We start from the raw sequence: 13,306 nt of genomic DNA, 5'->3' as shown, positions 1-13,306 counted from the left end.
ACCCTTGAAACCTGCATGGAAAGCTAAGTTCGGCTTACTGCAATCCTTAGTACGACGAGACTTAGAAGCACGTTACAAAGGTTCTATTTTGGGGAATTTGTGGCCCCTCATCAATCAACTGTCTCAGTTACTCATTTATACCTACGTTTTTTCAATCGTCCTGAAGGTCAAGCTCAGTTTAAAAGGCTTGCCGGAAGATAATAACATTGCTTTTGGTCTGTGGCTCTTTGCCGGATTGCTCCCTTGGATTGCCTTTACCAGCGGACTGATACAAGCGACGGGTTCTGTGGTCAATCAGCCAAATTTAGTGAAAAAAGTGGTGTTTCCGCTAGAAATGCTGCCCGTGGTTCCCGTTTTATCTGCATTAATTGAAAGTGCGCTGGGTTTAGCTGCTTTAATCGTATTATCTGCAATTTCTTCTGGACGTTTGCCGGAAACGTTAGCCCTTCTTCCTCTCGTCTGGCTACCGCAATTCCTTCTCACCGCAGGACTGAGTTATTTTTGCGCGGGATTGACTGTATTCCTGCGGGATATTCCTCAAACACTTGGCGTGGCGTTAAATTTGGGCTTTTACTTGACTCCAATCGTGTATCCAGCTAATGTAATTCCCGAACAGTTGCGAGGTTGGGTATTTTGGCTCAATCCTTTGGCAGCGATCGCGGAGGTTTATCGAGATTTGGTTCTAGCAGGAGAGGTTAACCATTTGGGCGAATGGGGGGTAGCTTCAGCCGTTTCCCTCGTCATTTTTCTTGGCGGTTTTGCTCTTTATCAGCGTTTGCGTCCGGGATTTGCCGATGTACTCTAGTAAGATTTTTAAAATACTGTCCTGTTGCTATGGGTGATATCGCGATCGCGCTCGATAATATCTCTAAATGTTACCACTGCTACCAGCGTTCTCGCGATCGCTTGCAAGACATTTTGCTACCGGGAAGCAAACGCGGCAAAGAGTTTTGGGCGCTGCGAAATATTAACCTCGAAGTCGCCCGAGGCGAAACCCTCGGCATCGTCGGGCAAAATGGTTCGGGTAAAAGCACGCTACTGCAAATTATCGCGCGAACGCTGACTCCTACAACGGGGACTATGGAAGTGAAAGGTCGCGTTTCTGCCCTGCTCGAGCTCGGTAGCGGCTTTAATCCAGAATTTACCGGGCGACAAAACGTCTTTTTCAACGGTCAGATTTTAGGATTGACCAAAAAAGAAATCGAAGCCAAATTTGATAGTATTGCTGGATTTGCGGATATTGGCGATTTTCTCGACCAACCGCTCAAAACCTATTCTAGCGGTATGGCAGTCCGCCTCGCTTTTGCTGTTGCCACGCACATCGACGCGCAAATTGTCATCGTCGATGAAGCTCTAGCGGTGGGCGATGCAAGATTCCAAGCTCGCTGCATGAAAAAAATCCGACAACTGCAAGATGAGGGGATTTCGCTGCTGTTCGTATCCCACGACTTATCGAACGTCAAATTTCTGTGTCAGAGCGCAATTTTGCTCCATAGCGGGGAAATTTTCGCTCGAGGTACGCCCAAATATGTCGCGGATCGCTATATTGCTCTGTTAAGTTCGGATAACTCCAGCGAATATACCCAATCTCCGACAACTGATGAGCCGTCCGCTCGGGAAGCTGATGATGGACGGAGTGAAGAGTATCACCGACATGGTAACGCGATCGCGATGATTAAATCCGCGATCGTTACCGATCTTGTGGGTGTTAACTTAAAAGGAAAAGTGGCAACCGGTTCGAGTTTTAAAATTCAAGTTACCTTAGAAGCGAACTCTCCTATTGACGACCTTATTGTTGGTTTTTCTTTAAGAACATTAACTGGAGTTATTCTTTACGGAACAAACACTCGCCTTTTAGGAATGACGATTCCTTGCTTAACTCAGCAGGAAACGATGGTCGTCACCTTTGAAATGCCTTGTTTTTTAAATAAAGGACTCTATTCAGTTTCGATAGGGCTGCATTCTTCTGAAGGAATTAGTTATGACTGGCTAGATGATTTAGTTTTGTTAGAAGTCATTAATCCCACGCAATGCGATGGCTTGATTGATTTAGATGCTCGCGCTTCAATCGAACCGCAAAATTCTGCACTTTTGGGAGTGGGAATACAAAAAAAATTGGGAAAAGATGAGCAAGTGCTCGCTTCTTTTAACAGAGACGAAAACCCTTTATGATAGATAATAATAATTCGGAAATCAATGTAGACGAGTTGATGGAGCAAGTAAGGGAAGAGGTTGCTCGTCGTAAGTCAAAACAAATTACTTCTAACGATACTTCGATAGGAGACAATTCCTTGCTCGCTCGATCGCTCTCTATGAGTCGATTTGAATCATTGCTAGAAGATGCCAGAATAAATTCTCAAAATCTCGAGAAATTACCCAATAAATTCAATCGATTCCCTTTCAATCAAGAAAAAATCAGAAAAACTTTACTAAAGCTTTATAACTTTACTTTTAAAAAGCAGCAAGTTGTTAACCAAGATTTAATTGAGGCGATTGGAGAGCTAGAACGGATTGCTAGCGAAAAAAATCGAGCCTTAGAGCAAAAACACGAACAAAGACATCAAGCCTTAGAACAAAGACATCAAGCCTTAGAACAAAGACATCAAGCCTTAGAACAAAGACATCAAGCCTTAGAACAAAAGCTAAATCATCAAATCAAAGCTCTTCAACTCGAACTTTCGCACAGTCAACGAGCTTATGCTGACCTACTCAAATCTCTCCGTTCCCAAACAGGTGGAGAAGCAACAACATCGTCTGTTTCCTCATCTTCGGCTGGGGAAGACCATTTACTCGATGCGTTCTACGTTGCGTTTGAAGAACGATTTAGGGGAAGCTATAATGCGATCGCCGAACGTCTTGCAGTGTACCTGCCGTATATCGAGCGTGCAAACCCAGCCCAAGCGAATGAAATATTGGATTTAGGATGCGGGCGCGGCGAATGGCTGGAATTGCTGCAAAATAAGGGCTATAAAGCTAAAGGAATCGATCTCAATCAAGTCATGTTGGAGGAGTGCCGCAGTCGGAATTTGGAAGTTTATGAAGCCGACGCGATCGCGCACCTCCGTAACTTACCCGATAATAGTCTGAGTGCCGTAACAGGCTTTCACATCATCGAACACCTTCCCTTTCCCGCCCTTCTACGCTTGCTGCAAGAAACCCTCCGCGTCCTCCAACCGGGCGGTGTTGCCATTTTTGAAACCCCGAATCCCCAAAATGTCCTCGTTAGCAGTCGTACCTTTTACCTCGATCCTACACATCGCAATCCCTTACCCGGAGAGCTCGTGCAGTTTGTATTGGATAATGCGGGCTTTGATGCCGTCGAAATCTTACCGCTGCATCCCTATAATGCAGCTCTAAAAATTGAAGGTGCCGAAGAACTAACTCAGCGATTCAACGAATACTTCTACGGGCCGCAAGATTACGCTGTCATTGGATATAAACCATGCAACCCATTGCTGTCGTAACTCCTTGGTGGGGCAAAGAATTAAAAGGCGGCGCAGAACAACAAGCCTATCAAGTCGCCACGCGCCTTGCCGCCCGGGGGCATCGCGTTGAAGTTCTCACCACTTGCTGTCGCGCCTTTCAAGACAATTGGGAAAAGAATTATTATCGGTCAGGCGTGACGCGCGAAGCAGGTCTGAAAGTTCGTCGCTTTCCGGTTAACAAGCGCGATGCGGGTGCTTTTGACCGAGCGAACAGCGTCATGCTAGGGATAGAGCGCCATCGCCTAAAAATTGGCGTTTCCCCCGTTTCCGCCGCCGAATCCGCCATCTTCGCCGCCCAAAATATTAACTCCGATAAACTCCTTCACTATCTCCGCCAACACGCCCGCGACTATCGCGCTTTCATTTTTTTACCTTACCTTTACGGCATTATCCTAAACGGTTTACCCTTCGTTGCAGAGCGCGCCTATCTTCAGCCCTGCCTGCACGATGAAGTTTACGCCTACCTTCCTGAAGTTGCCGACATTTTTCATCGTGCCAAAGGTTTGCTTTTCATCAGCGAAGGAGAAGCTCAACTCGCTCGCAAGCTTTTCGGTCCGGGCATCCATAATAAAAGTATTGTCGCTGGAGCGGGGGTAGAAGTTAACCTAGAATCGCGAGACATTATCGAAAAGATCGGTAATTTTGCACCTCAACAGGAAGCATTTATTCTCTGTCTCGGTCGTCGCGACTCTACCAAAAATACCGATCTCCTCGTTCGAGCTTACACGATTTTTAAAGAAAAATATCCCGATTCACTGCTCAAACTTGTTCTAGCCGGTCCGGGTAATGTATCGTATCAAGATTTAACCGTAGGAATTGTCGATTTGGGGTTAGTTGAAGAAGCCGAAAAGATAGCATTACTGGAAAATTGTCAAGCCCTATTTCAACCGAGCCGCAACGAAAGTTATTCCCGCGTTATTATGGAAGCGTGGTTTAAAGAACGCCCTGTAGCCGCCCATCGAGATTGCTTAGCAACAGCAATGGCAGTTTCAGCCGCCGGTGGGGGTTGGTTGGCAGAGACGGAGGCAGAATGGGCGGAGGTATTTGCAACGGTTGACTGTTTAAACCCTTTAGAACTGTCAGAGCTTGGGAAACGAGGTTATATTTACGCTGAAAATTGCGCCGTTTGGGATAAGGTGATGGAGCGCTACGAAGGCGCGTTAGGATTGCTCGATGAAAGTGCAAGTTCTGATAGTAAAAGTATTTTATTAAAATTAGGAACGCATTTCTTCGGGGACAGAACTCCTATTCAAACAGTTTCTTCTGTGCCGCGAAAGCTTCAAGCTATTCACCAACTTCTTCCTAACTTCAGCTACGGCGATGCGATTTCCAATCAAGCGCTGAATGTGCGCCAATATCTTCGCAATCGGGGATATGAGTCTGAAATTTTTGTTCGTTACGTCGAAGAACGAGTGTTGAGCGAAGTTAAACTATTAACCGAAACTAAACTGGATGCAAATGCAGGACTTCTCTATCATCATTCTATCGGTTCGGAAGTCACGCCTTTAGCCATCAGCCATCCCGCACCCAAAGGCTTGATTTATCACAATATTACCCCTGCCGAATTTTTTCACCCCTTCGACCCTCAATTTGCTCAACTGCTCGAAGGAGGTCGTCAGGAACTTTCTGCCCTCGCGACGGCTTTTTCCTTATCGGTGGGAGACTCCGCCTACAACGCTTCCGAACTCGCGGCTGCGGGCTTTCAGGAACCGAGCGTCCTTCCTATTATTGTAGACCCCGGTAAGTGGGATATTGCGCCGGATACGGAGTTAATGGAACGACTCCAAGACGGTGAGAGAAATCTCCTATTTGTTGGTAGAATTGCTCCTAATAAGAAACAGGATGACTTGGTGCGCGCATTCGCCGAATACCTGACGATGGATTCAGGAGCGCGTCTGATTTTGGTTGGGTGGGGGAGCGAACGCGAACCCTACTACTGCTATCTGCTGAAGTTAATTGAAGAGTTGGGATTGCAGCAGCGCGTTTGGATTACCGGGAAAGTTAACGACGCGCAACTGCTTGCCTTTTATCGCACTGCTCACCTATTCTGGTCGATGAGCGAGCATGAAGGATTCGGCGTACCGTTAGTGGAGGCGATGTGGTTCGATATACCCGTTCTCGCTTATAAAAGCAGTGCCGTTCCGGAAACGCTGCAAGGTGGGGGAGTAATGTTTTTTAGTAAGGACAATTTGCTGGAGGTGGCGGCGCTGGCAAAAATATTGGTATGGGAGAGGGAATGGCGCGATCGGGTGGTAAAATCTCAGCGAAAGGAGCGCGATCGCTTTTTACTCGCTAACGTGCGCCAAGACATAGACCGACTGATCCATCAATTAGAACAAAGTTAGAGTATGAAGCCTAGTTTTGTCAGTAGCTTTCGTCGCTCCCTAGGGAAAGCCAAACGAAAATTGAAGGAAAATCTCGCAGGAAATTCAGAAGATATGTTCCCGCTTTGCCCCCCACTTCCCCTGCCTGAAGGGGTTAGCGAAGGGCAACTTTTTCAGTTCCTTCAATCCGTGTTAGTTTCCGATGCACCGCCCCAGGAAATGGCAAATTACTGCACTCAAGACTTCAGGCGATTTGTTTATACCTATGGACTCGCTAGGAATTTGTCGGGGCAAGCCCTCGAACTCGGTGCAAATCCTTACTTTACCACCTTTTTGCTTCGAGAGTTTTCACCCCTACAACTCACATTAGCCAACTACTTCGGCTCTGAATTAGACTCGCTGGTTTCCCAGTCTGTAAATTTTCGAGATTTTAAGACTGAAAAGCATAATCGCGTTGAGTTAAAATCCTACCACTTCAATATCGAACAAGAAAAGTTCCCATTTCAAGAGAGCCAATTTGATGTCGTCTTTTTTTGCGAAATTATCGAACATCTCCTTCTCGATCCCGTTGCCGTTTTACGAGAAATCAAACGTATCTTAAAACCGGACGGAGCGCTAATTTTAACAACGCCTAACGTCAGCCGCTTAGAAAATGTTGCAAAAATGATAGCAGGCGCAAACATCTACGATCCTTATTCAGGCTACGGCCCCTACGGCAGACACAATCGGGAATATAATAAGCACGAACTTTATTTATTATTAACTTATTTAGGATTTGAGATCGAGACCTTATTTAGTGCTGACGTTCATCAGAATAATGCTGGAAATTATATTGCACTCTCCAAACTGAAACCCGTTCTTCAAGCACGAGAACAGGACTTAGGACAATACCTTTTTGTCAAGGCGATAAATTCCCAGCCCGGTCATTCCAAAAAACCTTCATTTCTCTATCGCAGCTATCCTCCAGAAGAATTAGAATAATGACCAAAGTTGCCTTTGTCGTTCAACGTTGCGGAACCGAAGTCGGTGGGGGAGCCGAAAATCTTTGCCTTAAAATTGCCCAGCACATGGCGCAACATTGGGAAGTCGAAATTCTCACCACCTGCGCTCTCGATTACATGACTTGGGAGAATCATTATCCCGTTGGAGTAGAAGTCATTAAAGGGGCAAAAGTTCGGCGATTCCGTGTCAGCCAAAAGCGTAACGTCAAAGCCTTTAACCGACTCTCCGAAAAGCTTGCTCCCCGTCTTAAAACCGCTTCATTAGAAGAACAAGAAACTTGGATGAAAACCCAAGGTCCCCTCTCCACAGACCTGATTGACTTTGTGAGCAAACATCATAACGATTACGACGCTTTCATTTTTTTTGGTTATCTTTACGCCACAACCTACTTTATCCTTCCTCTCGTCGCCGAAAAAGCCTACCTCGAACCCCTCGCCCACGACGAATGGACGATTTACATGACGATGTGGGACGAATTTTTCAAAAAACCGCGCGGCTTTATTTTTAATACTCCCGAAGAAAAAAGCTTCATCCAAAAACGCTTTCCGCACCTCGGCATCGACGGCCCCGTTATTGGAGTCGGTGTTGAACCACCCGATAGTTACAACGCAGAACGATTTCGCCAAAAATATAACATTCGCGATCCCTTTTTACTGTATATTGGCAGAATTGATCCATCCAAAGGCTGCCAGGAGTTATTCGACTACTTCATCTACCTCCGCAGTCAGGAGTCTCAGCCCAGAAAGTTAGTCTTGTTAGGGAAGTCAGTCATGACAATTCCCGAACACCCCGATATTATTGCTTTGGGTTTCGTGGACGAGCAAACGAAATGGGATGCTCTTGCTGCCTGCGATTTACTCGTTATGCCTTCGCCCTACGAAAGCCTGTCGATTGTTTTATTGGAAGCCTGGACGATGGGGAAAGCTGTATTAGTTAATGGGAGGTGCGATGTTTTAGTGGGGCAATGTCGGCGCGCGAATGGTGGGCTATGGTATTGCGATCGAGAAGAATTTACTGTTTGTTTAGAAGTAATCAACGGTGTTCTCAAAAAGAAAATGGGAAACCAGGGTGACAGCCATGTGAAATCGAGTTATTTATGGTCTAAAGTTATCGCTCAATTTTCAGAAAAAATATGAGTTTTATTAAGTTAGATAAAAAAAAGAAATTTATATTTTTCTTGCTTTTAAGTCTTATAATTATACATATTTTAATTGAAAAATTAATATGTACCGGAGACGAACCAACATATATATACCAAGGCTTAGGGATTTTTACCAATCTTAAGTTTTATCCAAGTGAAGCTACTTGGGCGAACTTTCTAGAAAAGCATGAATTCAATTTTTTTACGTTCGGAAAGCTCGATAAGCCCAGGCAAACTATCGCATCCAGTTTACTATATGGTTCTTTACTAGCTAATTTCAATTTAGAAATAGCTCGTTGGGCTAATTTTACATTAGGCATTATAGGAATAATTTGTTTATACAATTTACTTAATTCCTACTTTAATGATTTCAAAAATAATAATAGCTATTTTAGTGAACTTACAATTGCTTCTATTTCGTTTTCACTACCTTTAATTGCATATTTGAAGCTTATTTATCCAGAAGTTATGCTAATGAGTTGCATCACTCTATCTTTATTTTTTATAAATAAAGATAAAAAAGAAGAATTTGAATTATTTAATCAATATTTATCACTTTTTTTTGCTATATTACTACCTTTTATTCACATTAGATGTTTATTGGTATCTTTAGGATTAGTAGGATTTATCTTTGCATCCAATATTTTAAATAAACATCAGAAATCAAAAAGTACAGACAAGTTACAAATAGTTATTCAAGTAATATTGGTATTTCTAGGTTACAGTTGTTTTGTGAAGTATCAAACTTATTTATTTGGTTCAATCACTGGCAGTGCAAGTGCGCCCTTTTCTCCAGCTATAGATACTTTTTTTGAACGCCTTGGAATGCAACTTTTTAGTTCACAACATGGACTTTTAGCGTATTCTCCTATTCTCTTGTTCGGATTTCCTGGATTAATCATCGGTTGCTTAAAGAAAAATAGACTAGCCATTCAAGCATTGTCGCTACTTTTCCTATATGTCATCACTTTTATTTGGGGATTAGCATCAGAATCTATGACAGCTAGATTTTGGGTAGCGGCCATTCCATTCTTAAGTATTGGATTATATTGTTGGATGTACTATAATTCAAAAAAGAATTTTTTCTATTTACCAATAATTCCATTGTTTATCATCAACATCATTAATTTTATATTTTTCATAACTAGTCCTAATTCGTATTTAGAAAACCGATTAAATTCGTTAACTTACATTAAGTTATTTAAAATTATACCAATTAACTTCGGACTAATTTTACCCTCGGATATCACAACTCTAGGAACGTTTGGATACAACCAAACAATTACTCAATTATTAATAGGAACTTTTTTGCTAACAACAATTATTGTTATTAGTTCGGTAATACAATATAAAATTACATATAAAATCTTAATTGTTTTATGTTTGATAATAAGTTTATCACCTTTTTTTACTTGCTACTCTAAAGTCGTAAGTTCCGAGCAATACACAATTTTTAGAGAAGCATCAGGAAACGCACCGGCTTGTTTAAAGATTGATTTCAAAAATAACAACAAGATAAAAGCGTTACAGCTAATAAATTCTAACTCATTATGGATTCCTCCTAACTACCCAACTTATTTCAAAATACTAATTAATAATGATGAAAATATTGTTCAAGAAATTGATAAACAGCCGGTTAGAAATTTAGTCACCTTTAAAAAATCTTTAAAAATTTCATCGATTAGATTAATTGAAGAACCTCAAACTTTTGACTCTCCTTGGCTAGAGAGTCAGATTACAATAATTCAATAAGATTTTAAAAAGTTACTTTTATAAGTTTTAGTAGATATGAGACAAGTTTTCTAGATAAGCTTGGGAGGCATACTCATACCAATTCTTACTGATATTGCACTAAATAAATCTCATCTTAACTAGGCTTAATTGATTTAGCAAAGGTACGAGCATTTTTCGGATCCTTCCAACGATGCGAGCACGATTTCATAATATTTCTATCCCTAAAATCCCGCTAAAAAGGCTCAGTATGTTTTCGAGCAATCTGAACCTGAAAGGCTTACTCTTTTCGGCTTCAAAGGTGCTTGTCCCCCCAGCAGATTTTCTAACTTTTTCTGGCTAATAAAATCAACGATATTCCAATAGGACTGCCAAATTTGGCTTCCAAATTGAGAATGCTTTTAATTAACTTTGTCGGCAAGGACTTGTACGAAACTCGCTCGACTGGATACTGTTTTTTAAGCAAACAACTGTAGAGCATAACAATAGGTATGAGAACTAGTCCGAAATAACGGATTTTCCGAATATCAAAAAATTTGGATACTCTGTTAGCCAAAGTTTCACAACTATATCGACGATAATGCCCTAACATTTTATCGTGATAGCCAAAAAGAATTTGGAATGCTGGAACAGAGATGCAGAGATAACCATTGGGTTTCAGCAATGAATGCAGTTTTTCTAAAGCACGCGCATCATCCTCAATATGCTCTAAAACATCGTTGGACACAATAACGTCGTAGAGATGGGGAGACTGAAAATCTTCTATGCTAGAGTGAAAGACTTGAAGGTTATCAATTCCTGCTCTTTCTTTGAGAACTTTAGAGAGGCTAACTGCTGCTTCATCAATATCTAAAGCATCGATTTTCCAAGACTTGTTTTGAGCAAGAAGCAAGTTCATTTCGCCAGAGCCACAGCCCGCATTAAGAATTCTTAATTCTTTTTCTCGAGGCAGCCAGTTTAAAACCAGTTGGTATTTAGTTAAACTATAAAAATCCTTCGACCGTGCTAGATAGTCTTTTACTTTATAGTTTCGATCTTCAATTTGTACTTGCATAGCCTTTATCTCACCGTTCGCTCACACCTGCGCGCCATTGTAAGCCACTCGTAAGTGAATGTCAATAGAATTGATAAAGGTGAATAATTATACATTCATCTCCTTTTACACGACTGTATTCACAGGCTCAAATTCTAATTGATGTTTTATTGCACAATTGACGTGACTGCTCTTACTCCTCGTCCTAGTGGAGTTGGTTTATATATTGCAAATTTAATTTATTTTTTTGATGCTATCCAAACAAAAGAAAACTTTGAATTATCGATCGCCTATCAACCCGGTCTCAAAAATTGGCTGCGAGGGAAGCTTGAACTTCCTAATTTTCTCGATGCCTATTCTCACCGTTATTTGCTGCCCCTGCCGGTCAGAATTTCTAATCTATTGCTCGATCGCGCCCCATTCATATTCCCCCTCTGTTTCGAGTCTAGTCTTAACTCACCTGACATTTTCCACGGCACCAACTACAACGTTTATCCATACAAGTACCCGCTTAAGGTGATGACGATATACGATCTTACCTGTGCGAAATACCCCCAATACATTAACTCTGTTGTCAAAACCTACTTTAAACGCATTCAACGCTGTCTAGAGTGGACGGATTTGGTAATTACCATCTCCGAAAGCTCCAAGCGCGATATTGTAGAATACCTCAACTTCGACCCCGATCGCATATGGGTAACGCCCCTCGCCAGTCGCTACTCCGGCGAACAACCCCTCCTCGCCTCCCTCCCCCAACCCCAAGCCCCCTACAACTTCTCGCGCCCTTACCTCCTCTTCGTCAGCACTCTCGAACCGCGCAAAAATATCGTCGCGATTGTCGAAGCGTTTAACTATCTCAAACAAAAATACCGCATCGAGCAGCAGTTGGTTCTCATCGGGCAGAAGGGATGGAAGTACGAACCGATTTTAGACGCGATCGCGCGTTCTCCCTACTCCCACGAAATCCATCACCTCAACTACCTCAGCGATAACGATGTCGCCTGGTTCTACCAACACGCCGATGTCTTCGTTTACCCCTCCCATTACGAAGGGTTCGGCTTGCCAGTCCTCGAAGCCATGACACTGGGCGCGCCCGTCGTCACGGCGAACACTTCCTCCCTCCCCGAAGTAGCGGGCGATGCAGCCCTACTCGTCAACCCCGACGAACCTTTAGAGTTAGCTGAGGCAATTTTTAACGTTCTCCAAAGTTCGCAACTGCGACAAACTTTAATTGAGAAAGGACGAGAGAGAGCGAAACTCTTTTCTTGGGAAAAAACCGCCCTAGAAACTTTAGCCGCTTATCGCTCGATTTTATAATTTCATTCTCAAAAAAAACGGCTTTTAGGTTTCCCCTCTCAAAGCCAAGCGCGTCATCCCCATCCCAATTTCCCCGTATCCCACGCCCGCTCAGCATTTTCCTACTTCGTTCTCTGCTGCGATAAACTGGAAGCGAAGAAGTTCGAGTGTCCTCCCTCCTAGCGCGAAAGCTTGCGTGAAATGTTGCGGCAAACTCGACTGGGCTAAAATCGACAGAATTAACGTAAGTGCTATGAATCCAAATGCAGAAATATTCACTTGGGATAACTTTCAGCAGAAAAATCAACAAGAGATTCAATCCATTGCCTGTGCGATAGAGCGGATTACAAATCGTACCTCTGCCCAAGTTAAGCCTTTACTAAACTCTTTGTTAGAGCAGTTAGTTGTTAATGTAGATTCTCCTTTTTACGCGACTGCGACTCCCCAAGAATGGTCGCTTGCCTTTAGGGATTGGGTAGAAAGTCACAGAATATTGAATCTCCCTACTCTTCCGGATGAAGCTATCAGTCGGGAGAGTATTTATGGAGAAAGAGGCTAGATGTCCTTTTTAGTCGATACTAATGTCCTGCTGCGAAGCATTGATATCATTCATCCGATGAATTTTGATGCAGTTAATTCTCTCACCACACTACGAGATAGAGGAGAAGAAATTTATATTGTACCCCAAAACTTGATAGAACTCTGGAACGTTTGTACTCGCCCAAAAGATAGAAATGGACTAGGGTATAATACGGTTCAAGCTGAAGCCGAAATCAATCGCATAAAGACCCTGTTTCCTCTTTTGTTAGATACGCCTCCAATTTATCGAGAATGGGAGCGTTTAGTAATAACTTACAAAGTCAGTGGTGTTAACGTTCATGATGCCCGATTAGTCGCAGCGATGCTGGTTCGCGGCATGACTCATATTCTGACTTTTAATGTTGATGATTTCACTCGATACTCTGAAATTATAGTTGTGTGTCCGACAAGGGTTTCTTCATAAAAATGGGTTTCTAGTTTTCCTATTCCCGAATATTTTCGATTTCTTTAAGGACATCAATTAGAAAGGGGGCATCTGAGCCGATAACATTGTCTTCGCTGCGATCGTGTTTATGATGGGGGAAAGTCGGAAGATTAAGTTTGCGGTGATGTTCGGTATTATCGTAACGAAAAATCAAGTTATTTTCAGAATCTATAGCAATTTTCACGTGAGTGAGGTACAGTCAAAGAGAAGGTTAGAAATGCCATTATGAAAGCCTATTCGACGGAGTTTCGTCAAAAAATCCTGGAGACT

General features: G+C 42.7%; 12 protein-coding genes. 10 read left to right on the top strand and 2 right to left on the bottom strand.

Annotation, left to right across the window (positions count from 1 at the left end; genetic code table 11):
• The first annotated feature begins 4 nt into the window (after positions 1-4).
• Genes H6G50_RS05755 through H6G50_RS05725 form a run of 7 tightly spaced genes read left to right on the top strand, consistent with a single transcriptional unit; the run spans position 5 to position 9,704 of the window.
• Complete coding sequence (locus H6G50_RS05755) at positions 5-805, top strand: ABC transporter permease (protein WP_242032727.1); 801 nt, start codon at positions 5-7, stop codon at positions 803-805.
• Positions 806-834: 29 nt separating this feature from the next.
• Positions 835-2,172, top strand: a complete 1,338-nt coding sequence (locus H6G50_RS05750) for an ABC transporter ATP-binding protein (protein ID WP_190714190.1) — start codon at positions 835-837, stop codon at positions 2,170-2,172.
• Entirely contained in the window at positions 2,169-3,464 is a 1,296-nt protein-coding gene (locus H6G50_RS05745) for a class I SAM-dependent methyltransferase (RefSeq protein WP_190714188.1), read from the top strand. Before H6G50_RS05750 ends, H6G50_RS05745 begins: the two co-directional genes overlap by 4 nt.
• The gene (locus H6G50_RS05740; RefSeq protein WP_190714187.1) at positions 3,443-5,830 is read left to right on the top strand and encodes a glycosyltransferase; all 2,388 of its coding nucleotides are present in this window, start codon (positions 3,443-3,445) and stop codon (positions 5,828-5,830) included. Before H6G50_RS05745 ends, H6G50_RS05740 begins: the two co-directional genes overlap by 22 nt.
• A 3-nt stretch (positions 5,831-5,833) precedes the next feature.
• The gene (locus H6G50_RS05735) at positions 5,834-6,790 is read left to right on the top strand and encodes a class I SAM-dependent methyltransferase (RefSeq protein WP_190714186.1); all 957 of its coding nucleotides are present in this window, start codon (positions 5,834-5,836) and stop codon (positions 6,788-6,790) included.
• The gene (locus tag H6G50_RS05730) at positions 6,790-7,947 is read left to right on the top strand and encodes a glycosyltransferase family 4 protein (protein WP_190714185.1); all 1,158 of its coding nucleotides are present in this window, start codon (positions 6,790-6,792) and stop codon (positions 7,945-7,947) included. Before H6G50_RS05735 ends, H6G50_RS05730 begins: the two co-directional genes overlap by 1 nt.
• Complete coding sequence (locus tag H6G50_RS05725; protein ID WP_190714183.1) at positions 7,944-9,704, top strand: hypothetical protein; 1,761 nt, start codon at positions 7,944-7,946, stop codon at positions 9,702-9,704. Before H6G50_RS05730 ends, H6G50_RS05725 begins: the two co-directional genes overlap by 4 nt.
• Positions 9,705-10,008: 304 nt before the next feature.
• Here H6G50_RS05725 and H6G50_RS05720 read toward each other — a convergent pair whose 3' ends face one another.
• Positions 10,009-10,737, bottom strand: coding sequence for a class I SAM-dependent methyltransferase (locus tag H6G50_RS05720; protein ID WP_190714181.1), 729 nt, complete (start codon positions 10,735-10,737; stop codon positions 10,009-10,011).
• Between the two features lie 162 nt (positions 10,738-10,899).
• On the opposite strand from H6G50_RS05720, the gene H6G50_RS05715 reads away from it, so the two are divergent.
• The 3 genes from H6G50_RS05715 (at position 10,900) to H6G50_RS05705 (ending at position 13,015) form a co-directional block, all read left to right on the top strand.
• The gene (locus tag H6G50_RS05715) at positions 10,900-12,033 is read left to right on the top strand and encodes a glycosyltransferase family 1 protein (RefSeq protein ID WP_347239883.1); all 1,134 of its coding nucleotides are present in this window, start codon (positions 10,900-10,902) and stop codon (positions 12,031-12,033) included.
• A 232-nt stretch (positions 12,034-12,265) separates the two neighbouring features.
• The gene (locus H6G50_RS05710; protein WP_190714176.1) at positions 12,266-12,571 is read left to right on the top strand and encodes a hypothetical protein; all 306 of its coding nucleotides are present in this window, start codon (positions 12,266-12,268) and stop codon (positions 12,569-12,571) included.
• The gene (locus H6G50_RS05705) at positions 12,572-13,015 is read left to right on the top strand and encodes a PIN domain-containing protein (RefSeq protein ID WP_190714174.1); all 444 of its coding nucleotides are present in this window, start codon (positions 12,572-12,574) and stop codon (positions 13,013-13,015) included. It begins immediately after the preceding gene.
• Positions 13,016-13,034: 19 nt separating this feature from the next.
• Here the strand turns inward: H6G50_RS05705 and H6G50_RS05700 are convergent, their stop codons facing one another.
• A complete protein-coding gene (locus H6G50_RS05700) occupies positions 13,035-13,220 on the bottom strand; it encodes a DUF6516 family protein (RefSeq protein ID WP_190714172.1) in 186 nt (61 codons plus the stop codon).
• Positions 13,221-13,306 lie beyond the last annotated feature (86 nt).

This window comes from Oscillatoria sp. FACHB-1406 (assembly GCF_014698145.1).
Lineage (GTDB): Bacteria > Cyanobacteriota > Cyanobacteriia > Cyanobacteriales > Spirulinaceae > FACHB-1406.
Note: the sequence above shows the minus strand (reverse complement) of the source record. Positions and strands in the feature narration are given on the sequence as shown.

What these genes read in the sequence shown, in the direction of transcription:
- H6G50_RS05735 (WP_190714186.1), top strand. Translation starts at nt 5,834, where the DNA reads ATGAAGCCTAGTTTTGTCAGTAGCTTTCGTCGCTCCCTAGGGAAAGCC.
- H6G50_RS05730 (WP_190714185.1), top strand. Translation starts at nt 6,790, where the DNA reads ATGACCAAAGTTGCCTTTGTCGTTCAACGTTGCGGAACCGAAGTCGGT.
- H6G50_RS05710 (WP_190714176.1), top strand. Translation starts at nt 12,266, where the DNA reads ATGAATCCAAATGCAGAAATATTCACTTGGGATAACTTTCAGCAGAAA.
- H6G50_RS05705 (WP_190714174.1), top strand. Translation starts at nt 12,572, where the DNA reads ATGTCCTTTTTAGTCGATACTAATGTCCTGCTGCGAAGCATTGATATC.
- H6G50_RS05725 (WP_190714183.1), top strand. Translation starts at nt 7,944, where the DNA reads ATGAGTTTTATTAAGTTAGATAAAAAAAAGAAATTTATATTTTTCTTG.
- H6G50_RS05745 (WP_190714188.1), top strand. Translation starts at nt 2,169, where the DNA reads ATGATAGATAATAATAATTCGGAAATCAATGTAGACGAGTTGATGGAG.
- H6G50_RS05750 (WP_190714190.1), top strand. Translation starts at nt 835, where the DNA reads ATGGGTGATATCGCGATCGCGCTCGATAATATCTCTAAATGTTACCAC.
- H6G50_RS05740 (WP_190714187.1), top strand. Translation starts at nt 3,443, where the DNA reads ATGCAACCCATTGCTGTCGTAACTCCTTGGTGGGGCAAAGAATTAAAA.
- H6G50_RS05720 (WP_190714181.1), bottom strand. Translation starts at nt 10,737, where the DNA reads ATGCAAGTACAAATTGAAGATCGAAACTATAAAGTAAAAGACTATCTA.